Source organism: Paenibacillus sp. Soil787 (genome assembly GCF_001429545.1).
Taxonomy (GTDB): Bacteria; Bacillota; Bacilli; order Paenibacillales; family NBRC-103111; genus Paenibacillus_E.
In genome coordinates this window covers 221,276-243,966 of the sequence record NZ_LMSP01000048.1, presented here as the reverse complement: position 1 = coordinate 243,966, position 22,691 = coordinate 221,276, and the positions used below count along the sequence as shown (strand labels likewise).

At 44.6% G+C, this 22,691-nt stretch carries 18 protein-coding genes; 14 read left to right on the top strand and 4 right to left on the bottom strand.

Annotated elements, in window-relative coordinates:
• Positions 1-15: 15 nt before the first annotated feature.
• Positions 16-696: a DUF4405 domain-containing protein gene (locus ASG93_RS33145; RefSeq protein WP_056839367.1), complete on the top strand. Its 681-nt coding sequence runs from the start codon at positions 16-18 to the stop codon at positions 694-696.
• A 253-nt stretch (positions 697-949) separates the two neighbouring features.
• Here the strand turns inward: ASG93_RS33145 and ASG93_RS33140 are convergent, their stop codons facing one another.
• A complete protein-coding gene (locus ASG93_RS33140; RefSeq protein WP_082615264.1) occupies positions 950-2,386 on the bottom strand; it encodes a DHA2 family efflux MFS transporter permease subunit in 1,437 nt (478 codons plus the stop codon).
• Between the two features lie 408 nt (positions 2,387-2,794).
• Here ASG93_RS33140 and ASG93_RS33135 point away from each other — a divergent pair, with 408 nt between their 5' ends.
• The 5 genes from ASG93_RS33135 to ASG93_RS33115 all read left to right on the top strand — a co-directional run bounded on the left by ASG93_RS33135 (position 2,795) and on the right by ASG93_RS33115 (position 7,825).
• Positions 2,795-3,379 carry a TetR/AcrR family transcriptional regulator gene (locus ASG93_RS33135; protein ID WP_056839363.1) on the top strand — a complete coding sequence of 195 codons (585 nt, stop codon included), beginning with the start codon at positions 2,795-2,797 and terminating at the stop codon, positions 3,377-3,379.
• Between the two features lie 234 nt (positions 3,380-3,613).
• Entirely contained in the window at positions 3,614-5,203 is a 1,590-nt protein-coding gene (locus ASG93_RS33130; protein WP_082615242.1) for a spore germination protein, read from the top strand.
• Positions 5,204-5,206: 3 nt separating this feature from the next.
• Positions 5,207-6,379 (top strand): Ger(x)C family spore germination protein, encoded by a 1,173-nt coding sequence (locus ASG93_RS33125; protein ID WP_056839361.1) that lies wholly within the window; start codon positions 5,207-5,209, stop codon positions 6,377-6,379.
• A 37-nt stretch (positions 6,380-6,416) separates the two neighbouring features.
• On the top strand, positions 6,417-6,659 hold the full coding sequence (locus tag ASG93_RS33120) for a hypothetical protein (RefSeq protein ID WP_056839359.1): 243 nt from the start codon (positions 6,417-6,419) through the stop codon (positions 6,657-6,659).
• 59 nt (positions 6,660-6,718) lie between these two features.
• Entirely contained in the window at positions 6,719-7,825 is a 1,107-nt protein-coding gene (locus ASG93_RS33115; protein WP_235551049.1) for a GerAB/ArcD/ProY family transporter, read from the top strand.
• A gap of 12 nt (positions 7,826-7,837) precedes the next feature.
• Here the strand turns inward: ASG93_RS33115 and ASG93_RS33110 are convergent, their stop codons facing one another.
• From ASG93_RS33110 to ASG93_RS33100, 3 genes are read right to left on the bottom strand one after another with little or no spacing between them, the layout of a single operon-like run.
• Positions 7,838-8,443, bottom strand: a complete 606-nt coding sequence (locus tag ASG93_RS33110; RefSeq protein ID WP_056839357.1) for a DUF3298 and DUF4163 domain-containing protein — start codon at positions 8,441-8,443, stop codon at positions 7,838-7,840.
• Entirely contained in the window at positions 8,440-10,698 is a 2,259-nt protein-coding gene (locus ASG93_RS34690; RefSeq protein WP_162262900.1) for a GMC oxidoreductase, read from the bottom strand. Before ASG93_RS34690 ends, ASG93_RS33110 begins: the two co-directional genes overlap by 4 nt.
• 34 nt (positions 10,699-10,732) lie before the next feature.
• On the bottom strand, positions 10,733-12,211 hold the full coding sequence (locus tag ASG93_RS33100; protein ID WP_056839355.1) for a GMC oxidoreductase: 1,479 nt from the start codon (positions 12,209-12,211) through the stop codon (positions 10,733-10,735).
• 210 nt (positions 12,212-12,421) lie between these two features.
• Here ASG93_RS33100 and ASG93_RS33095 point away from each other — a divergent pair, with 210 nt between their 5' ends.
• The 8 genes from ASG93_RS33095 to ASG93_RS33060 all read left to right on the top strand — a co-directional run bounded on the left by ASG93_RS33095 (position 12,422) and on the right by ASG93_RS33060 (position 22,638).
• Positions 12,422-14,032 (top strand): response regulator, encoded by a 1,611-nt coding sequence (locus ASG93_RS33095; RefSeq protein WP_082615240.1) that lies wholly within the window; start codon positions 12,422-12,424, stop codon positions 14,030-14,032.
• A gap of 23 nt (positions 14,033-14,055) precedes the next feature.
• Positions 14,056-15,816 (top strand): sensor histidine kinase, encoded by a 1,761-nt coding sequence (locus tag ASG93_RS33090; protein WP_056839351.1) that lies wholly within the window; start codon positions 14,056-14,058, stop codon positions 15,814-15,816.
• Between the two features lie 16 nt (positions 15,817-15,832).
• Positions 15,833-16,822 carry a substrate-binding domain-containing protein gene (locus tag ASG93_RS33085; RefSeq protein ID WP_082615262.1) on the top strand — a complete coding sequence of 330 codons (990 nt, stop codon included), beginning with the start codon at positions 15,833-15,835 and terminating at the stop codon, positions 16,820-16,822.
• A 192-nt stretch (positions 16,823-17,014) separates the two neighbouring features.
• Entirely contained in the window at positions 17,015-18,523 is a 1,509-nt protein-coding gene (locus ASG93_RS33080; RefSeq protein ID WP_056839349.1) for a sugar ABC transporter ATP-binding protein, read from the top strand.
• Position 18,524: 1 nt separating this feature from the next.
• The gene (locus tag ASG93_RS33075) at positions 18,525-19,517 is read left to right on the top strand and encodes an ABC transporter permease (RefSeq protein ID WP_056839347.1); all 993 of its coding nucleotides are present in this window, start codon (positions 18,525-18,527) and stop codon (positions 19,515-19,517) included.
• Positions 19,518-19,605: 88 nt separating this feature from the next.
• Positions 19,606-20,622 carry an ABC transporter substrate-binding protein gene (locus ASG93_RS33070; RefSeq protein ID WP_235551048.1) on the top strand — a complete coding sequence of 339 codons (1,017 nt, stop codon included), beginning with the start codon at positions 19,606-19,608 and terminating at the stop codon, positions 20,620-20,622.
• Positions 20,623-20,718: 96 nt separating this feature from the next.
• Positions 20,719-21,672, top strand: a complete 954-nt coding sequence (locus ASG93_RS33065; RefSeq protein WP_056839346.1) for a carbohydrate kinase family protein — start codon at positions 20,719-20,721, stop codon at positions 21,670-21,672.
• 21 nt (positions 21,673-21,693) lie between these two features.
• Positions 21,694-22,638, top strand: coding sequence for a sugar phosphate isomerase/epimerase family protein (locus tag ASG93_RS33060; RefSeq protein ID WP_063892016.1), 945 nt, complete (start codon positions 21,694-21,696; stop codon positions 22,636-22,638).
• The last annotated feature ends 53 nt before the right edge of the window (positions 22,639-22,691 follow it).

The window sequence follows — 22,691 nt, the reverse complement described above, 5'->3', positions numbered from 1 at the left end:
CATGGAGGTAAGCTTTTGAATCAAAATATGTTTATTAAGCTGGTCATTGACCTTATTATGACAGTATCCATGTTAGTTGCGATGGCTTATCCTATTACCGGCAATATGATCCATGAACTGGTTGGTATTTTCTTGTTTGTATTGTTTATGGTTCACAATTTCTTAAATCGACGATGGTATAAAATGATTTTTAGGGGAAAATACAAGGTACAACAAATTCTTAGCATAGCTGTGAATCTGCTATTTCTGTTAACGATCGCTGTGTCGCTGATAAGTTCCGTGCCGATTTCGCGTGATATATTTCCTTTTATTCCGATAAATAATGATATGATCATGAGGCAGATACATGTTCTAAATGCTTATTGGGGATTTATACTCATGGCTGTTCATATAGGAATCTCGTGGGGAAGGATTATTAATGCGGTGAGAAAAATGTCGGGAATCATCACTACAAGCCGTGTACGCACAATTGCGTTTCGTTTCTTGGCGGTGTTAATTGTTGTTTATGGTGTGCAGATTTCCTTTGAAAGAGATATGGGTTCTAGGTTGCTCATTTATAATCCATTTGGGTATTGGGGCTTCGATGAATCCGCCTTGAGGTTTGTAATAGATTACCTATCTATCATGGGGATCTATATTTGCGGGACTCATTATACATTGAAATTTATTCAGAAGCATGAAAAGACTAAAACTTAAAAAGTAGATCAATGATAAAATCGGAGACGGACGGAGCGAGTTATTATTGTTTGTATCACCATATATTGAAAAAGAGTACCGACCATCCGTTCACTACTAGTAAGGATGCGCTCTCATTCAAGAATACTTGGCTACATGTTGCGCGAAAATAAAGACTAGTAAAAAAGCACAATGGACTAGGAGAAACAAGCTCCTGTTCCATTGTGCTTTTTTGCAATTTTAGGTATCCGTCAGGGGGTATTACTCGAAATTCTTAGGCTTCTTTGACTATTGCCTTTTTCACAGTCACCTTGGATTTTTCCTCTGAAGTTTCTGCAACATGTTTGATGAAGAAGGAAAGAAGTAAGCCAATGATACCGATCCCAACAATAACGAGATATGCATCATTAATACCCTGAATGGATGCTTCCATAATCATATGCTTTTGCGTTGCGCCCTCTGCCCCGCCTGTTGCCATTATATCCTGAAGATGAGTTTTGGTACGAGTCGTCATCACGGTCACGAGCAAAGAAGTACCTACGGCGCCGGCCACTTGTTTGATGGTATTAGAGATAGCCGTACCGTGCGCATTCAGTCTGGCCGGTAACTGATTTAAACCTGCTGTGGTAATAGGCATAAGGAGCATGGCCATGCCGAAACGGCGCCCTGTAGACATGAGAACCAAATAGGTATAGCTGGTCGAGTCCGTCAAGTTAATAAAGCCGATGGTGGTGGTGATCGTAATGGCCATTCCGATGATAGAAAGCCATTTCGCCCCGAAACGATCGAACAGCTTTCCGGTGATCGGCATCATGAAGCCCATCAGGAGCGAGCCGGGGAGCATCAGCAAGCCGGACTCTAGAGCAGTAAAGCCACGGGCATTCTGAAGGTACAGCGGAAGCAGCATCATATCCGCATACATCACGATGGTAACCGCAATATTGATGATGGTTGTTAAGGAGAACATGTTATATTTAAAAGCCCGGAGATCGAGAAGCGGATTTTGGGAAACGATCTGCCGCCAAGTAAACAGGACGAGTGCGAGGATGCCCGCAGTCAGAGATAAGAGCACTTCCGCACTCGACCATCCCGCGCTGCCAGCTCGGCTGAAGCCGTACAGCAGGGCACCGAATCCGACGGTGGAGAGGGCGACACTGGTAAGGTCAAACTTGGCGTAAACCCGCTCCGACACATTTTTCAGATAAATGAAGCCGCAGATGATAACAATGATAGCAAACGGAATCATGCCGTAAAACATGGTCTCCCAAGGATAATTTTCAAGAATATATCCGGCAAGAGTAGGTCCGATCGCAGGGGCGAAAATAATGGCGAACCCGACCATGCCCATGGCAGCTCCTCTCTTATTGGGAGGGAATAGCGTTAGAATAACATTCATGAGCAGCGGCATTATAATCCCGGCGCCGGCTGCCTGAATCAGACGCCCAGTCAGCAAGATGGGAAAGTCGGTTGCGATGGCCGATATGATCGTTCCGGCAAGGAAAATCCACATCGAAGATTGAAAAAGCTCACGTGTGGTAAACCGCTGCATCAAAAACGCCGTGATCGGAATCAGAACACCGTTAACTAACATGTAGCCTGTTGTCAGCCACTGGGCCGTTGCTGCCGAAATGTTAAAATCAACCATTAATTCCGGGACGGCAACGCTCATGACCGTTTGATTCAGCGTCGCGAGAAAGGCGCCCAAAATCATAATGAACAAGATCGGTCCCTTTTTTATCGAACTGCCGTTTGTTTCTAAACCTTTACTCAACTTACTTCATCCTTTCTTGTCTATCAAATAAATTTACAATGTGTTATATAATAAACAAACTGTAAATTAAATTATATCCAGAAATGTTTTGTTTACAAGCGACATAATTTGATGAAGTGTTAATTAGTATACACGGAATCTTTTTTTTGTAGTTTATCTTGAAAAAATACGACGTTAAGACCAGAAGTTGTAGCTTAGAAGAGTTGATTGGTCATTAGGGAGAATTTGCTAGAGTAATGCCAACATGCTGGATCCTTTCAAGTCTATCGTGGACTAAATTTACAGTATGTAATATAATTTACACAGTATTAATTAGATATAGCATATTAAATAAAAGGAAAGGGATATATGGATAATAAGACGTCCCGCACCGATCCCCGCATAATCCGCACACGCCAATTGCTTAAAGACGCTTTTGTGGAATTGCTTCAAGAAATGGATATCGAGAAAATTTCGGTGAATCGTATCGCAGAGCGCGCCACCATTAACCGTGTTACTTTTTATCTTCATTACCGGGACATTCCGGATATGCTGGAGAAGATGGCGGATGAAATGATCGAGGACATTACTGGAATTTTGAACTGTGCGCCTGGGAATCAGAATTCCACTGAAGATGAGGATTGGCCGCTGCTTATGAACTTGCTCGAGCATATTGCCGAACATGCTAAATTTTATAAAGTCATTCTCGCATCGAAACGTACTCCGATCTTTACGGAGCGATTGTTGAAGCTGCTGACAGAATTGGTAACAGCTAGAGTAGAAAGAATGGGGAACGAATCCGTCCTCGCAACAGCAGGCATTCAAAAGGACATTGCCATTTGGTACGGATCTTCAGCTTTGATCGGTACGATCGTTGCTTGGCTTCGTAAGGATATGCCATATACGCCGCTTTATCTAGCCAAACAATTTACTTTGCTGCGTTCTCTTTCATAAATTACAACGAAATCGCTGCTAAAAGGACCCTTGATTATCAAGGGTTCTTTTCACATTAAAAGTTCATGATTGCAAAGACAGTTTACAGAATAAAAGGGGCAGAGAAGGCTGCAAGTGCTGCAGAACTGGGAACCGTAGGTGTTGAAATATTGCAAGCTAAGTGATGTATAACCATACATATTATGGGAAAATATAAGCCGAATACAATTGTCGAAAAAAGGGAGGGGAGTCTGAATGGATTTGCTCAAATTATTCAGGAGGCATCACTCAACCCGTTCATTCACTAAGGACATATCACAGGATGCAGCTAAGCAGGAATCACAGAAAGCGCATGAACCGATTCCATCGACCCTGACTGAAAGCAGACAACGTTTGGAACAAATCTTCGCGGATTGTAAAGACATCATTTTCATACCGTGGCATTATGGACCCGATTTCCAATATGAGGCATTGTCCATTTATTGTGAAACATTGGTTGAACCAAAACAGGAGAATTATTTCAAAACCGTTATGCAGGATCTAGTTAGTTATCAAATAGGGCCGGCCACAGATATCAAACCAGCCGATGTAATCAACTTTTTCGAAAATCATGGAGCTTCGGCTGAAACCGCTCATGTGATAGGTGATATGGACAGAGCTGTTCAAGATATATTGGAGGGAAATGTTGTTGTCTTTTTCGACCAATGGGACAAAGCGCTGAGTTTCGTAGCGATAATGCTTCAGGAGAGACAAGTGACGGAGAACTTGATCGAACCTGTAGTAAGAGGACCGCATGAGAGCACGATAGAAAATCTGAGGAAAAATATCGGGTTGATACGGATGCGTTTGAAAACCCCTGACTTTAAACTTGAACTCTTCAAGGCCGGGGGGAAATCGAATTCGGAGATCGCTTACGCTTATGTAGATGGAGCTGTGAATCCGGAAACGTTGGCGGAGTTTCAGGAACGAATCACACCTGCCAAAGAAATGGAAGTTTTGGAAAGCTCCTACATTGAAGAACTGCTTGATGAGTCGGTATACTCGCCTTTTCCGCAATCCCGGGTGACGGAACGTCCGGATTCAGCTGCTGCCGCCCTCCTGGACGGCAAGATTATCGTGATGGTTTCTGGAAGCCCATCGATTCTTATATGTCCCGGTTTATTCCTCGAGTTTTTGATGTCTCCCGAAGACTATTACCAAAGAACGGTTTTTTCGTCCTTTATAAGGGGGTTAAGATTCATGGCTTTTTTCTTGACCGTATTCCTTCCAAGCATCTATATCGGATTGACTACCTTTGATCCTGAGCTGATTCCGACTGTGCTGCTGCTCGCGATTCTCAATACGAGAGAAGGCATTCCATTTCCGGCCTTTTTAGAGGCATTGATCATGGTCTTTTTTTTCGAAATTCTGGTCGAAGCGGGGGTTCGATTGCCGCGGCCCGTCGGTTCTGCCGTCAGTATCGTAGGTGCGTTGGTTATCGGGGAAGCATCCATCAACGCCGGAATAGCATCCCCAATCATGGTTGTCGTGGTGGCCCTTACCGGGATCGCCAAATTCTCGCTCCCGCAGTATGCGCTACAAACGACTGTCCGAACCCTGCGAGTCTTCATGATGTTCTTATCCGCTACTTTGGGGGGATTTGGGCTGATGATCGGGATCCTGCTGCTGCTGCTGCATATGAATAATTTACGTTCTCTCGGTCAGCCTTATCTTACTCCTTTAGGACCGCTTCGCCTACGACAATTGCGCGATGTGTTTATCCGGACTCCGCTCATTTCTCAACTTCGCTCGCCGAGAAACCGACACAAGCATAATCGGGTCGCAGATAACAGGAAAGAAGGATGAACGGTGAGAACGTTTGGAACCGCTGCAATAACTTTTGTGGTCCTTGTTTTCTTAACCGGATGTTGGAATAGAGTGGAACTGGATGAGTATGCCTTTGTTCAGGGGGTTGCGATCGATCAGGCGGAAAACGGGAAAGATATTGAATTGACCATCCAATTCTACAGGCCAATGACGGGAAGTAAAAAGATAGAAGGCGGACCTTCAAGAGAAAGCTATGTCAATATTAAAACAAGAGATAAGACTTTGTTTGAAGCGATCCGCGATGTAACCATTCATATTGGCCGGAAGGCGCAGTGGAGCCATATGCGTGTTCTGATCATTGGAGAAGATATTGCCAGGAAACGGAATATTGGGGAGCTCCTCGATTTTTTCTCACGGGATCACGAACCGCGGGCGACGATTTTCGTTATGATCGGCAAAGATAAAGCGAAGCTTTATTTGGAAAAAGGCAAGCCGTTTGTTGAAACGTCGATGGGTCAGCAATTGCGCGAGTCTGAAAAAATGGCAAGTAAGAATACAGGGAAATCTTTAAAAACCTCCTTTATCAATCTGATGCTGGAATTGAAAAGTGAAACGGGCGTTGCCGCGGTACCCTATGTCTACTTTGACCCGAAAAATATACCGATAAGCTCTCCCGTTACCGGACTGGCGCTGATGAAGAAAGGGAAATTGGTTGATATAATGCCATCGAAAAAAATCGAAAGCTTATTGATGTTATTGGACAAATATAAATCAGGCATTCTCCAAATCGAGTGTCCGGGCGAGAGCAAAAAGAAAATGAAGAAAATGGAATCCGTTGAAGTGGCGAATCTAAAGACGAAGATCAAAGTGAAACATATGGGGGATTCGGTGTCGGCCCACGTGTCGACCAAAATTGACGGGTATTTCGGTGAACTTGTCTGTACGAATCTGAAAACCCCGGAGGACGTAGAGAAATTCAACAAAAGGGTCCAAAAGGTTATCGAAAAGGATATCAATAGTACCCTGCTTCTTCTCCAAAAGCAAAAAATGGATGTGCTTGGAATCGGAAATCGCATATACCGCAAGGATCCGGCATTCTGGTATCGTTTGAAGCCGAATTGGGAAGATCGATTTAAGAATCTAAAATTTACCGTTGAGGTTAAAGCAAATATATTCAATACAGGAGCAAATCTTGGCGAACCGGTTGCCAAATAGTCCCGTCTTTGCAATACGAGCGAACGGGGAGAAAAATATGATCGAGAAAATCTTGATTTTAATTGTGGCTTACACTGCCATCTTTATTCATGATGGCCTGACCCTTAAGTGTGCAAGCGGTAAAGTGAGGTTCGCTTACGGTATTTTGATAATCGCCTCTCTATATCTATGCCTTATTTATGTGTTGGAGCTGCCCTGGCCGAACCTGGACGAATTGATTGATTTCTTTCTGAAGGATCCGGCTGAGCGAATTGTGAAGTCGGTCAAACGTCCATCCTAACGAAGCTTAGGCTTTCAAAGCAAGTTTTTCTTCGAAAAACGCTAATGAGGAGGCAGGTGATGATGAAAAAGAAGATAACGGTCAGTTCACGGCAAATGGCGATGTTGTTTCTCTCGTTTCTGACCGGTTCGGCGATCGTAAATATACCGGCACCTTTGACTGGGGCCGCGCACAATGCCGCTTGGGTGTCTCTATGGATCGCTAACGGAATCGGGATGCTTTTGCTATGCTGTGTTCTTTATCTGCATCGGAAATATCCCGAATTGACACTTATCCAGTACAGCCGGCAGGCGATTGGAAGAGTGTCGACTGTTATATTGGCCATTCCTTTCTTTATGATGACTGTCATGATGCTGTCCAATATCGTGGTGGACATCGGCGGATTTTTCAAGAGTACGATGATGAGGGAAACGCCAACTTATGTCTTTTCCTTTTTAATACTCTTCACAGCGGCACTGACGGTTCGTTCGGGTATTGAAGTCATGGCGAGAATGTTTGCGTTGCTGCTCATCACGATTTTTATTTTCAGCGCCATAGTCATGCTATTAACGCTGCCTGTCTACCGTGTGGAACTGCTAATGCCTTTATTTCCCCATGGTTTCAAACCGGTTCTGCATGGTGCATATATTGCTTATGGATTTCCTTACGCAGAACTGGTCTTGTTTTCGATGGTTCTTCCATTTGTAAGAAAGGACCAAGAACCTTTGGGTAAATTTATGTTTTCGTCGCTTCTAATCAGCGGGATCTCACTAACCTTTGTAATTATGTGTACGATTATGGCGCTGGGACCGATTTCCGGGAATCTCAAATTTTCCTTATTCACACTTGCGCGCTTGATTGAAGTTGCAGAAATTATTGAACGGGTCGAATCGATAATGGGAATAACCCTGATCGCCGGCTCCTATATGAAAACGACGATTGTTCTGTTTGCCATCAATTTGGGGCTATCCCAATTACTCCGGATTCAGGATGAAAAGATTCTTATATTTCCTATCGCATTCTTTGCGGCAATGCTCTCGCTGACCCTGTTCAAGAACGAATTAGAATTCTCTAGACATGTAGGTACCGTTTGGCCTTTATTTATCACCTTGACTGGCGTTTTACCCATTCTTCTGCTGACAATTGTAACAATGGTTAAGAGTAGGCAGAAGCAAACATCTAGTTAGGACATCAACTCCCTAGTACATCATTGTACCAAGAGGCTGCTCATTAATAATATTCTGAATCTCATAGACCGAAATCGGGAAATATTGAAACCCGTATACATAGGCCGTTATTTCTTCGAGTTGAAAATAAACGACCAGAGCCTTATCGGCAATATAAAAATCTTGATTGGGCCGTATTCCTTTAAATTCGGACTGCAATGGAATATGGCGATCTCTGATTTGTTGTCCGACGATGTCGGACACACTTTGCACATAGTCGACACCGTGAACGAATAAATCTTGCAAGGTGTACAACTTTCCGGTTTGTACATCAAAGGTAAGCGAGTTTTGCAGCGTCCATCTGTGGGTATTGCTTGCGTATGACTCGTTGTATAAAGATAAGCTTAAAACACCTCGCTCATTTGTTTTGATTTCATAATAACCGGTCAATTCTGTATTCGGATTTAGCGGGTATCCCTGCTGATGGATCTGCCTTTTAACCTCACCCACAATGAGTTGATTGATCTGCTGCTGCACGGCACTGTCCGGTAATTCCACGATGACAGGGTAAAGCACATTCAACCTAGGTCCGGACATCCGATAAGTTTTGATGCTAACAGGGAGATTAAACAATGTCATCTTCCTTCCATGTGCTCAAGGATATAATCCGCCGTACGAATTGCTAAAGCAACAGTTGTCAAAGTTGGGTTCGCAGCCCCGGTAAGAGGCAGAACGCTGTTATCGGCCACGTAAAGACCGGGTACTCCGTGGATTTGCCCATATCGGTTTGTTGCCGAGGTGGCGGGGTCATCGCCCATCCGGCACGTTCCCGCTTCATGATTATCCAAACCGGGAGGCAGGAGGCAAGGATTTTCGTAAAATTCCAGTCCCGTAGCTTTGGCAGCGGCATAGATGGTATCTGTCAATTCACGGATTTTGGCCTGATCCTGAGAGCTGTAAGAAAATTGCACCTTCAATAATGGCATTCCGTATGGATCTTGTTTACTCGGGTCGAGACTGACATAATTGTCACTTCGCGGTTCTATGGTGGTCAATCCGAGCATTCTGAACCTCAATTCGTTTAGCAGTTTTCTTTCCTCATAATGGTACCACCAGTAATTCACGGGATCTGTTCCCAGAATGAAAAACGTATGATTGCGATCGGGAGAGCTAGGAACCATGATCGCGGCATTTCCCAACACCTCGGGAAATTGGTTGCGGTTTATTTTGGAGTAGGCTAATACGGACGGATGATTCACTAAATATCTGCCGATAGCTGCTCCGGGTATTTGGGAGTTCAACAAAATACGCGGCGTTTCAAAGGTGCTGGCGGAAAGGATGACCGTCTTGGCTTTGATCGTCCAGGTTTGGTTGTCCGAAGTAACTACTTTCACCCCTGCGGCCCTTCCGTTTTCGGTGAGAACCTGCACGGCACGCGTATTTACAGCCAGATCAAAAGGTCTTGAGTTGAGAGCGTATGCCAAAAATATAATGGAACTAAAAAAGACATTCGAATGGACTTGCCCATAGCGTGTAACATTCAGATCAGCGGCTAAAGGGATACTCGTCGCATCCGAAAATCCGCCAAATCTTAGACGATGGAGGAGCGTTTCCTGGAGCGCTGAACCTTCCGTATATTCTCCGGTTACGTTCATGATTTGTTCAGCGGTAAGGTAATAGGGAAGTAGTTCTTGATAGGAAATCGGCCAATTTATAAATTCTTCAGGCCGGAAACGGGGGCTCATTAAATACCAGTGCAGGGTTCTTCCCCCCAGCCCTCTGAATATTCTCGCACCCGGATAATCCGGCCATAATCGCCCGGCAGGTTCTGCATAGGGCGGACTCTCTATATATCGATCAAACCGCGTTTGATCAAAAGTAGGCAAATTATGCGCATGGGTCGGCAATAAAAGATCACCGGCCTCGATCATGCCGATCCGCAAACCATTTTTTTTCGATTGCTCGCATAATCTCCAAAGAGCGGCTCCGCCGCCTGCCCCGCTGCCGACAATCAGCACATCATAATCGGTCTGTGCCATCTTCTCGATAGGAGTCAATGGGATCCATGGCACCTTCTCCGGTTGAGAGGTAGGGGGACGGGCAGCGCCGCCGCTTTGAATCGGCAGTCCGGCTTGCGGCTTTGCCCGGTCCATACTCGGGGGTACCCCCAACGCCCAATGAATAGCGTTCATCACGAGCCTGCGGAAAGCGGGGACTTGAAAGTCCTCGGGATGGCCCATCGTCGTCATGAAGGTGCGTCCCCCGGCATAATTATTCCAGGTCCATGCCACAGGATTGATCTCGGTGCCTGGCTCCGGTTTGAATTCCGGATCGACGGATTGTCCCCAAAGCAATATGTTCGATCCTTTTGGCGGATACGGCAAAACAACATATAACCATGACCGTACATGGAATTTATCCGGTACCCCGCTTAAAATCGGTTCCTGTCTCGCTTTAGGTTCCACATATACATCCGTACCTGATGTGTATGCGTAATGCTTTATCCATGGAGCACCCAACACGTCAATGCCAAACTTTTTATTCCAAATTTCAAGGGGATGACCCTTCGGATACAGAAATCCATGCGTGCTGGTGCGAAATCCAATGATCGGTTTACCTCGTTCAATATAATCCCGAATATGACGGAACTGCTCCTCGGGCAAAGTGCGATAACGAATGAAGAATACGGCCAGATCGCAATCTGCAAGTACTTCCAGACCTGGAATATTCGCCGGGTTGGCCGGAGATGGATAAGCCGTTAACAATGTTGTCCGAGCCCCGAGCCGCTGCGCCTCTCTGGCAATTTCGGCTAAGGAATGTTCGGAATCGTACTCGACTTCCGCAGCAATAAACACGATATGAAACGGTTTCAATGATAGTTGGTTTTCCGACAATTCGATCGTGCTCCTTTCAGGCAGCATTGAGGCTCTATTTCATTTGCGCGATGATGTAATCAGCTGTACGCATAGCCAAAGCGATCGTTGTAAGCGTCGGATTGGCCGGTGAAGTAAGATTCACGACGCTGTTATCGGCTATATAAAGACCGGTTATGCCATGGACTTGACCGAAACGATTCGTTACAGAGGTAGCGGGATTATCCCCCATTCGACATGTGCCGCATTCATGATTGTCATAACCGGTAGGACTCATCAAGGGCGGGCCTTCCAGAGACAGTCCCATTGTTGTAGAAAAAGCTAATAGTGAAGTATACATTTCGCGATGAAGAGCCCGATCCTTATCGCTGTAGGAAAACTGAATATTTAGCAGAGGTACGCCGTTAGCATCCCGTTTTAATGGATCGAGGCTGACATGATTGTCAAACCGCGGCTCCACGATGCCGTAAACCTTCGTTACAATCCGAGTTTCTTTCAGAAGCGGCTTTTTCGTGTAATGATAAAAAAAATCGGAAAAACCTATGAGATGATAAGTTCGTTCAGATGAGCCCGGAACGGCGATAGTGGCAACGCCAAGAACCTCCGGAAATTGATCCCTATTTAGGTTTCCATTTGCTACAATCTCCGGATGATGCACGAGATATCTCCCAATGGCTTCGTTCGGGATATTGGAATTTAGCAGAAGGCGCGGGGTTTCCCACGTGCTGGCCGAGACGATGATCGTCTTTGCTTTCAGGGTAACCATTTTCTTATCGGTGGTCATAACTTTGACACCTGCAGCTTTACCCTTTTCGGTTAAAACCTGTATGGCTCGCGTATTTACGGCCAGATCGAACGGCCTGATATTCAAAGCATAGGCCAGGAATATGAGTGAACTAAAAAAGACATTCGAATGAACCTGCCCATATTTCGTCCCTATAAGATCAGTTGCCATACGCATATCAGTTGCCTCTGGAAATCCGCCCATAAGAAGGCGTTCGAGAAGCATTTCTTGCAAAGAGGATCCTTTGGCATAGTTACTGGTTATATTCATTACACTTTCTGCGATCTGATAATAGGGCATAAGATCCTTATAAGTGATAGGCCACGAACGGAAAGCTGAAGGATCGAAGCGGGGAGCAAACAAATACCATAAAAGGGTTCTACCGCCCAAGGCTTTTACCATTTTTGCACCTGGATAATCCGGCCAACGCTCTCCCGGTCTTTCCGCAATGCGTTCCCAGTATGCTATAGCGCGCTGTTCATTTAAAGTAGGCAAATTAAACGCGTGCGTTGGCAATTGAAGATCTCCGGCCTCAATCATTCCTATCCGCTTACCGTTGTCTCCCCACTGTTCGCATAATCTCCAAAGCGCGGCCCCGCCACCTGCTCCACTGCCGATGATAAGCACATCATAATCCGTCTTCGCCATTTGTTCGATGGAAGTCAGGGGAATCCATTGATCCAAAGGAGGAAGCGGCGGTTCTATAGGGCACGTAGAAACGGTATTATGGATCTCTCGCAGAAGGATCACACCCCTACCTGAAATTCGAATTCAATTTGAGTATATGAGCTAATATCATGCAATATTATGAATTCAATTTCATAATTTGCTGGCGACGCGGAAAACTGCATTCGATTTAAAGCAACCCATTTGGAAGAGGTTATTGTTTGGCTAATTCATCGGATCCTGTTATATTATAGTTGCAAAAAGATAAGACAGATTCTGTTTGTAGCGGAGGAAATGATGTATAAGATTCTGATTGCGGATGATGAAGCCAATGTAAGAGAAGGCATACGAGATAATTTGAACTGGAATGAGCTAGGCTTTGAAGTGGTAGGCGATTTTGAGAATGGCCGGGAGGTTATACATGCTGTGGCCGGGCTGCAGCCGGATGTGGTCTTAACCGATATTAATATGCCCTTTGTGGATGGCTTGGAAGTAACTCGTTATCTTTTTGAAAATTTCCCACAGACCAAAGTGATTATTCTCACGGGTTATGACGACTTTGAGTATGCCCAGCAAGCTTTGAAAATGAAGGTGCATGATTATCTGTTAAAGCCGAACACGGCAAGCGAGCTTCGTCAGATTCTGTCGCGGTTGAAAGATGAACTGGATGAAGAGGCGAACAAGACGGAGGATTTGAGCAAGCTGAAGCAAAGGCTTAGAGAAAGCTTTCCTTTGGTGCGCGAACGTTTTTTGAACCAGCTCACATCGGGCAGCGTGCGGGAAGGCGAGATGGTGGATAAGCTTTCTTATTTGGAGATTCAATTAAAGGGACCACATTATTTGGTTGCGGTTATTGATGTGGATGATCATGGCGAGCTGGAAAGATTTTATCCGGAGAGCGAGAGCGAATTGCTTTATTTTGGCGTATTCAATATCAGTGAAGAAATTATTGCAAGGTATGACGGAGGAATTGTATTCCAGAACAATAATGAAAAAACAATCGCTATTTTGTCGGGCGATGATGATGAAATGCTTTTTGAGAGCGCTTTAAAAATTTTAGAGGAAATTAATGCTTCGGTTAAACAGCATTTGAAATTTACGGTATCAATAGGGGTAGGCGATGTATGCTCCGGTTTATCTGACATCCATACTTCGCATAAAAGAGCGGCATCCGCCCTGGATTATCGATTTTTGTTAGGCAAGAACCGCGTCATCAGTATCAATGATATTGAGGGGGATTTACAAGCTCGCGGACCGTACGATAAGGCGTGGGAAAAGCAGCTTGTTTTGGGGATTAAATCTGGAACCATGCAAGATATTGAGTTGATTATTCAAAACATGATGAAAAATCTCAAAGCATTATATTTGCCGATTAATCGCTGTTACATTCATATACAGCAAATTATGATCTCGATTATGGATGTATTGTATGAATTGGATATTCACGAGGATGCGATTTCGGATAATGAAAGCAGTCCTTTGACGGAAATCTATCAGTTCAAAACGCTTGATGAGGTAGAAATATGGCTAAGTGCATATTGCCAGAGGGTTTCCGTTGCCATTTCCGATAAACGCGACCATTTCGGCAGAGTGCAAGTGAGCAAGGCGGAAGCCTATATTCAGGCTAACTACGCGGATCAAATGATTTCCCTCGATTCGGTTTGCAAGCATTTGACCATGAGCAAAAGCTACTTTAGTCTCCTTTTCAAAAATTACACAAGTGATACATTTATTGGCTATCTGACGAAGATTCGGATTGAAAAGGCCAAGGAATTGCTTAAGCATACCGATTTGAAGTCTTATGAAATCGCTGACCGGGTGGGCTATGCGGATCCGCAATATTTCAGCTTGATTTTTAAAAAGACCACAGGGATGACGATAACCGAGTATCGCGGATTAATGTGAAAGGACAGGGGGCACACTGCTTTATGAAAAAAAAGCTTCCTTATAGTTTATTTCATTTTAAAAGCATTCAATTGACGATGGCAGTTGCGTTTTCTTGTTTAATTATGTTTACTACGCTCTTTATTTCATTTACGACGTACAGGCTATCTACAAACGCTGCAGAGAAAAGCTCTAGGGAGCACACCGCGCAATTAATCGAGCAGGTGAATACCAATATTGAAACGTATGTTAATTATATGGAAAATATTTCGCAAATGGTGCTCTTTAACTATGATATACGCGAATATTTAGCCAAGGGGACGCAAGACAACGAAAACTTGGAACAGCGGATCTCTTATCAGCTCAGTTCTGTGCTGAATACGCGTAAGGATATATCTTCGATTCTTATTTTCGATAATGATGGCAACATCATTCCTACTAAACAAATTAAACTGAATAAATTCGTCGATCCCACCCAGCAAAGCTGGTATAAAAAAGCAATCGAAGCCAGTGGCAAGGTTGTCATCTCATCCTCACATGTGCAGAACGTCATTCAGGACGAGTATAAATGGGTCGTTTCATTAAGTCGAGAGCTAAGCAGTGAAGATGCCAAACAGCTCGGCGTGCTCCTGGTTGACTTGAATTACAGTGTCATCAATGATTTGTGCAACAAGATCAAGCTGGGCAAAAAGGGTTATATTTTTATTCTGGATCAGGACGGCAACATCGTATATCATCCCCAGCAGCAGTTGATTTACAGCAGTTTGAAAACAGAAATGATTGACCAAGTCATGTCTTCAAACACAAATAATTTCACGACTTCAGAAGGAAAGAACAGCCGCATGTATACGATCAATCAATCAAAAAATACAGGCTGGAAAATTGTTGGGGTCACGTATGTCGATGAATTGGTGCCAAATAAAAGGGAAATTCAGACCTATATTTTTATGTGGGGTATTGGGCTTACGCTGATTGCTGTTATTCTATCTATTATACTATCCTTACGTATATCCAGACCGATAAAGCGTCTGGAGACCTCGATGAAAGAGATTGAGAAAGGGAACTTCGACATTCAGGTGAATATTGAGAGCTCTAATGAAATTGGTCAATTGAGCAAGCGCTTTAATCGCATGACAACAGTCATTAAGGAGCTTATGTTTCAAAATATCACCGAGCAGGAGCTTAAACGGAAAAGTGAATTGAAGGCGCTGCAAGCGCAAATTAATCCCCATTTTTTGTATAACACGTTGGATTCGATTATATGGATGGCCGAAGGCAAGAAGTCGGAGGAAGTTGTTCAGATGGTCGCCGCTTTAGCTCGGTTATTTCGAATAAGCATAAGCAAGGGACAAGAGATGATTTCGATTGCCAACGAAATTGAGCATATTAAAAGCTATTTGACGATCCAAAAAATACGTTACAAGGATAAACTGGATTTTGAAATCGATGTGGATAAGCAAATATTGGGCTACAAGGTTTTCAAAATTATTTTGCAGCCATTGGTCGAGAATTCGATTTATCATGGCATTAAGAATAATGCAGGCGTTGGGATCGTGAGGATAACGGGAAGGATTGTCGATGAGCGCATTTTACTTCAGGTGATTGACAATGGCATTGGCATGAGCAAAGAGAGCATCCGGCACATGTTTGAAAAAACGGAAAAATCCGTGAGCGGAAGCGGCATAGGCGTCAGTAATGTGAATCAAAGAATCCGACTCTATTTTGGCGATTCATATGGAATTACTTTTGAGAGTGAGTTGGGACAAGGCACTACAGCCAATATTTGGCTTCCCATACTGGAATAAATACGGGGTGAGCGCTTTGAAGCTAGAGTTGAAATGGATTGTCGTTACGATCATCGTAATGGCATTTGCCTACGTATGGTTGATCACCGATAAAGGTTACTTCGAGAGAAACAGCAGCAAGCAGCCGCATATCATTGTAGTGCTTAAATCGATTGATCCGCGTATCGAATTCTGGAAAATAGTAGGCGACGGGATTGGAGTAGCTGCTAAGGAATTCGATGCAAGAGTTGAAGTCAAGGGACCTGAGAGCGAGTTTGATGTTTCCGGTCAAATTCAGATACTGGAAGATGTTATTGTAGCGAAACCGGATGCGATTGTATTAGCTGCTTCCGATTATCAATCCTTAGTACCGATTGCCCAAAAAATCCGTAAACAAGGCATTCCGCTCGTCATCATTGACTCTGGAATCAATAGCGAGGATGCGAATAGTTTTATTGCGACAGATAATCTCGCGGCAGGCCATAAAATAGGTGAGATGCTGTCAATGCTGGTTGACCCGTCTAAACGTATTGCTATTGTCAGTCATGTCCAAGGCTCGTCCACCGCGATTCAAAGGGAACAAGGCGTCAGAAGCGGACTATCGGCAAGCTTTAGCAGCAGGATAGAAGGACCTTATTTCAGCAATGGCTCTCAGGATAAGGCTTATGAGATTACGAAAAAGCTTTTAAGCGAGAATCCGGATATTGGCGGGATAGCAGGATTAAACGAAATATCGACGCTTGGCGCCGCGCAGGCTATTAAGGAATTGGGGTTAAAAGAGCAGATTAAGCTTGTCGGATTCGACAGCTCGGACAATGAGATTAAATTAATTGAGGAGGGAGTCATTCAAGCGGTTGTTATTCAGAAGCCTTTCAATATGGGGTACTTGGGCATTAAAACGGCATTTCAAGCCATAAAGGGCCAGAAGGTTGATAATAAAATCGACACAGGCTCTCAATTAATTAACCGCGATAATATGTATACGGTTGAAAATCAAAAACTGCTGTTCCCTTTCGTGGATCAATAATTCCCATTCGTTTGAAAAGAGAAAATCAGAGCCTTCGCTGGATGTATGATCCGGTTAAGGCTTTTTTGTATGCAAAAAAAATGATTTGTGGAAGATATTCATACTTCATGAGACGATTCTCCATTCAATGATGTCGATAAAGATCGTAATCTTAAGTCATAAGAATATTGAATGGATTTGAGGTGATCGCGGGTGAAAGAAGCTTTAGTTTATATGGAAGGCATTGACAAACAATTCCCGGGCGTTCGCGCGCTGAATCAAGCGAAATTTGAATTGATCCCGGGTGAGGTTCATGCGCTTGTAGGTGAAAACGGCGCAGGAAAATCCACGCTGATGAAAATACTTACAGGTGTATATGCGAAGGATGCAGGCCGAATCGTTTACAAAGGCAAGGAAGTTGACATTTCCAATCCGAAAATGGCGCAGAGCTTAGGCATCAGCATTATTCATCAGGAGCTCAATCTGATGCCGCACTTGACAGTAGCGCAGAATATTTATATTGGGCGTGAACCAAGAAAATCGGTAAAGCTCTTTCTGGACGAGAAAGAGCTGAATGAGCAAGTGCAGAAGCTGTTCCAGCGTATGAATCTTCAATTGGATCCGCGAGTAAAAGTATCAGAGCTTACAGTCGCTATGCAGCAAATGGTTGAGATCGCGAAGGCGCTTTCTTTTAACTCTGAGGTGCTGATCATGGATGAACCGACGGCTGCTCTCACGGACGCAGAGATCAATGATCTGTTTCGCATTATTCAGCAATTGCGTGAAAGCGGTGTCGGGATCGTGTATATCTCGCATCGGATGGAGGAGCTGAAACGGATCACGGATCGAATCACCATTATGCGCGATAGTTGTTATATCGAAACCTTGAAAACGCAAGATGCTACGATCGATCAAATCATTTCATTAATGGTGGGACGCGAGATTTACAATACGTCAACTCCTTCGGCGACGAAAGCGGATCAGGAAACGGTTTTAGAGGTCAAAAACCTGAAGCGCGGCACTGTAATTAAAGATGTCAGCTTTCAATTGAAAAAAGGAGAGATCCTTGGGTTTGCCGGACTGATGGGCGCAGGACGCACGGAGGTGGCGCGCGCGATTTTCGGAGCCGATCCTATCGATTCAGGCGAAATCAGCATACACGGGAAAAAGGTTCGTATCAAAAGTCCTACCGATGCGGTAGAGCAAGGCATCGGATATTTATCGGAAGACCGCAAGCGGTATGGCTTGCTTGTGGGAATGGATGTGGAAACGAATGTTGCGATCTCGTATTATCGGAAGTTCAAGAACTGGGCCGGTTGGATGAATCAATCTCAAATCCATGCTACAGCCGAACATTATTCTGCTTCATTAAAGGTTAAGACACCTAGTGTCAAACAAAAGGTGAAATTTCTTTCCGGCGGAAATCAACAGAAGGTTGTTATCGGTAAATGGTTGAATCGCGATTGCGAGGTTTTGATTTTCGATGAGCCGACGCGGGGAATCGATATTGGAGCGAAGAGCGAGATTTATAAGCTGCTTGATGAATTGGCGGAGCAAGGCAAATCGATCATTATGATTTCCTCCGAGCTGCCGGAAATTCTTCGGATGAGCCATCGCATTATGGTGATGTGCGAAGGACGAATTACAGGTGAGCTTAGCAGTACAGAGGCTACGCAAGAAAAGATCATGTATTATGCAACAAATCGATCGGGGGCGCTTTAACATGGAAAGCTCATTACTTACAAAAACGAAACGTCTTCAAGTTCAAGGGGGAGCTGCGCAGAAAGTACTTGCCTTTGCAAGTTTGATTATTCTTATCCTTATCTTTTCCCTCTCTTCAAGCAATTTTTTCCAATTCGACAATGTTATCGGCATTTTGCTTTCGACCGCGGTGATTGGCATCCTTGCCTTAGGTTCAACATTTGTCATCATAACGGGAGGCATCGATTTAGCGGTTGGTACCGTAATGACCTTTGCCTCGGTCATGACTGGGGTTATGATCACCATATGGCATCTTCCGATGCCTTTTGGGATTATCGGCGGTATAGCGGTAGGGGGATTATGTGGACTCATTAGCGGATTGGCCGTTGCGAAGATGAAGATTCCTCCGTTTATCGCTACATTAGCCATGATGTTGATTACAAAGGGGCTATCTCTTGTAATCTCAGGAACAAAGCCCATTTATTTCAATGATACGCCGGAATTTACAAAGATTTCGATGGGCAGTGCCATCGAATCGCTTATCCCTGGGTTAGCAATTCCCAATGCTGTCCTTATCTTTTTCGGGGCAGCGATCATAGCCAGTATTATTTTGGCGAAGACAATCATCGGTCGATATAACTTCGCTTTAGGCAGTAATGAAGAAGCGACTCGACTTTCAGGCGTAAACGTGGATAAATGGAAAGTCATTATCTATACCCTTACGGGGGTCTTTAGCGGAATAGCCGGAATTTTGATGGCATCACGCTTAAACTCAGCCCAACCTGCTCTGGGTCAAGGCTATGAGCTTGAGGCTATTGCAGCGGTTGTCATTGGCGGTACTTCCCTTAGCGGCGGTGCGGGGTCGATTCTCGGGACAGTCATTGGCGCTTTGATTATGAGTGTCTTGACGAATGGGTTACGAATTCTTTCCGTCCCGCAGGAATGGCAATTGGTTATTGTAGGCATTGTTATTCTGGGTGCTGTTTATGCGGATATTCTGCGTCACCGCAAATAGTAAACGCGTTCAACAATGCTGAATCTCATAAAGGTAGTTCCTCCCATAGGGAGTTCTATAATAATAAAACATGTCAGGGGCGATTAGATTGAAAAGTAAAAAAATGGTCTTTGCAATGACGCTTTTGTTAATGTTTGCAACCGTATTATCCGCTTGTGGTACCAAGAAAGCGGAAGAGCCGGCAAAGTCGGCAGCTACAACAGCACCTGCAGCAGCAGCGGATGCGACGAAAACGGAAAAAATGTACGTCCCAGTCATTTCCAAAGGGTTCCAGCACCAATTCTGGCAAGCTGTTAAGTTGGGCGCTGAAAAAGCGGCAAAAGAATTTGACGTGAACATCACCTTTGAAGGTCCTGAAACGGAATCACAGGTTGATAAACAAATCGAGATGCTTACTGCGGCGCTTGGAAAAAAACCAGCTGCAATTGCATTCGCAGCACTCGATAGCAAAGCTGCTATTCCATTACTGCAAAAAGCAAAAGACAGTAAAATTCCTGTTGTTGGATTTGACTCCGGCGTAGACAGCGACATCCCGGTTGCTACTGCAGCTACGAACAATATCGCAGCTGCCGCTCTTGCTGCAGACAAAATGGCTTCATTGATTGGCAATGAAGGCGAAGTCGCTGTAGTCGTTCATGACCAAACGAGCCGCACGGGAATCGATCGCCGCGATGGCTTTGTGAATCAAATCAAAGCTAAATATCCGAATATTAAAATCGTTGATATCCAATACGGCGGCGGGGATCAATTAAAATCTACTGACCTTGCCAAAGCGATCATTCAAGCTCATCCTAACGTTAAAGGGTTCTTTGGCGCCAACGAAGGATCAGCTATCGGTGTACTGAACGCGGTAACGGAATTGAAGAAAGATAAAATTGTGGTCATTGGTTACGATTCAGGCAAACAACAAATTGATGCAATCAAAAGCGGTAAAATGGCTGGCGCAATCACACAAGATCCAATCGGTATTGGATACTGGTCCGTTAAAGCTGCTGTCATGGCTGTAAAAGGTGAAAAGGTTGAGAAAAATATCGACACCGGCTTCCACTGGTATGACAAAACAAATATCGATGCTCCGGATATCAAAGCGCTTCTTTACAATTAATGTATCGCAGTTTTTAAATTAAACGTTAGCAAATAGAAGAGGCTGTCCTCGTTGGGCAGCTTCTTCTAGTTATTTTCATTTGATGGGAGAGGCATGATGGCGAAAATATTTACGATTGGCGAAGCGTTGATCGACTTCATCCCGGCGGAAAAAGGCGTTGCCCTTAGTGAGGTCACCGCTTTTGTCAAGGAAGCGGGAGGGGCGCCTGCGAATGTGGCATGCGCTGCCGCGAAACTGGGCGGGGAGAGCGCTTTTATAGGTAAAGTAGGCGTGGACGCTTTTGGCGATTTTCTGGTAGGTACTTTGCGGGATGCGGGAGTGGACACGCGTTATATTTTCAGAACGGATGAAGCGAATACCGCGCTTGCTTTCGTGAGCCTGAAGTCGGATGGAAATCGGGATTTTATGTTTTACCGCAATCCCAGCGCGGATATGCTGCTTGCAGCAGATGATATCGATGAAGCATGGTTTCAAGCAAATGATATTTTGCATTTTTGCTCGGTAAATCTTATTGAGGCTCCGGTTAAATATGCGCATATCCGAGCGATTGAAGCAATCAAGGCGCAAGGAGGTATTGTCAGCTTCGATCCAAACGTCAGGTTGCCGCTCTGGCCGGACAAGGAGCAATGCAGACAAACCATTCTGCAATTTATCCCGTGCAGCCATATTTTGAAAATAAGCGACGAAGAGCTTGCTTTTATTACGGGCCTTCAGGATGAACAAGCGGCAATCTCATCCTTATTCGTTGGCGATGTGGAGATTATTATTTATACAAAGGGCGCAAACGGTGCAGAACTGTACACCAAGGAATATCAAGTATCGATTCCAGCGAGAAAGGTGCAGGTGCTGGAAACGACTGGTGCAGGGGATGCTTTTATAGGAGCATTTCTTTATCAAATAAGCTTGCAGAAGCTTCCTTTACGTGAAATCACGAAAGCGTTGGCAACTCGGATGCTGGAATTTGCAGCAGTCGTTGCGGCAATCACGACAACGAGAAAAGGAGCCATTCAATCGCTGCCGAGTCTTGAGGAAGTACACAATTTTCTTTGAATCTAAGGGGTGGTGGAAATCATGAGTCTACAAAATTTTGAACTGAAAAATGAAAAGATCCGAGCAGCTTTTACAGAATTGAAGAAAGTCCGTCCGGAGCGGTTTGCAGAACGTTTGAATTTATCATGGAGCAACTGGGGGTTTGGCACAGAGTCCTTATCCGATTCAGCGAAACGGCTGCAGCAAGCAGGCATTGGTTACATCGAATTGAAGGGGAATCATCATGGTCCTGATTTAGGCTATGGAGTGAAGGATACATTGCGCATTTTAGCGGAGCATGACCTGAAGGTTTCGGGAATTTGCGGCATGTTCTCTGTGGAATGCGATCTTTCCAGCAATCGTCCGTTTCATCGGCAAACCGCATTGGAATATTTAAAAAGAGAAATTGAATTCGCCGCTGCGGTGGGCGCTTCTTATATGCTGATTGTCCCCGGAGCGCCTGGTAGAACGAAGGGTTACGATGCGATGGAGCTTGAGCGCAGTGTAGAAACGTTGTTAATGGCGGGTGATTTATTCTTGCAACACGGTATTAAGGCTGCGGTTGAACCGATCCGTTCGGATGAAGTCAGCTTCATACATACGGTCGCCGATGCGCAAAACTACATTCGGTCCATCAATCACCCTGGTGTTCAGTCGATCAATGGAGACGTTTATCATATGCAATCAGAAGAGCAGCATATCGGCGAAGCGCTGCTGTCCGCTGGGGAACAGCTTGTCAATTTGCATATGGCAGATAGCAACCGCCGCGGTATTGGCGAAGGCTCCATGGATTTGGACATCATTATTATGGCGCTTTACCTACTGGACTACAATTGTCAAGGTAAATTCGTCACCCTCGAACCACTCTTATCGGGCGTTGATATGTATACGGCTAATTATGGCAGTCTCAATCAGCCATTGCTGGATCGTTTAGTTCAGCAATCGTCATCCTATTTCCGCGAGCGAGAGGGAGATTTGCTTCGGTAGAATTTTTTCGATCGATGATTTGTTACTCACCAAGCCAGTGAAGCTTCTGAGAG

Bases quoted from the DNA above. Each gene is read 5' to 3' on its own strand.
- ASG93_RS33140 (WP_082615264.1), bottom strand. From the start codon at position 2,386: ATGATTTTGGGCGCCTTTCTCGCGACGCTGAATCAAACGGTCATGAGC.
- ASG93_RS33095 (WP_082615240.1), top strand. From the start codon at position 12,422: ATGATGTATAAGATTCTGATTGCGGATGATGAAGCCAATGTAAGAGAA.
- ASG93_RS33090 (WP_056839351.1), top strand. From the start codon at position 14,056: ATGAAAAAAAAGCTTCCTTATAGTTTATTTCATTTTAAAAGCATTCAA.
- ASG93_RS33065 (WP_056839346.1), top strand. From the start codon at position 20,719: ATGGCGAAAATATTTACGATTGGCGAAGCGTTGATCGACTTCATCCCG.
- ASG93_RS33135 (WP_056839363.1), top strand. From the start codon at position 2,795: ATGGATAATAAGACGTCCCGCACCGATCCCCGCATAATCCGCACACGC.
- ASG93_RS33060 (WP_063892016.1), top strand. From the start codon at position 21,694: ATGAGTCTACAAAATTTTGAACTGAAAAATGAAAAGATCCGAGCAGCT.
- ASG93_RS33130 (WP_082615242.1), top strand. From the start codon at position 3,614: ATGGATTTGCTCAAATTATTCAGGAGGCATCACTCAACCCGTTCATTC.
- ASG93_RS33115 (WP_235551049.1), top strand. From the start codon at position 6,719: ATGATGAAAAAGAAGATAACGGTCAGTTCACGGCAAATGGCGATGTTG.
- ASG93_RS33120 (WP_056839359.1), top strand. From the start codon at position 6,417: ATGATCGAGAAAATCTTGATTTTAATTGTGGCTTACACTGCCATCTTT.
- ASG93_RS33110 (WP_056839357.1), bottom strand. From the start codon at position 8,443: ATGACATTGTTTAATCTCCCTGTTAGCATCAAAACTTATCGGATGTCC.
- ASG93_RS33075 (WP_056839347.1), top strand. From the start codon at position 18,525: ATGGAAAGCTCATTACTTACAAAAACGAAACGTCTTCAAGTTCAAGGG.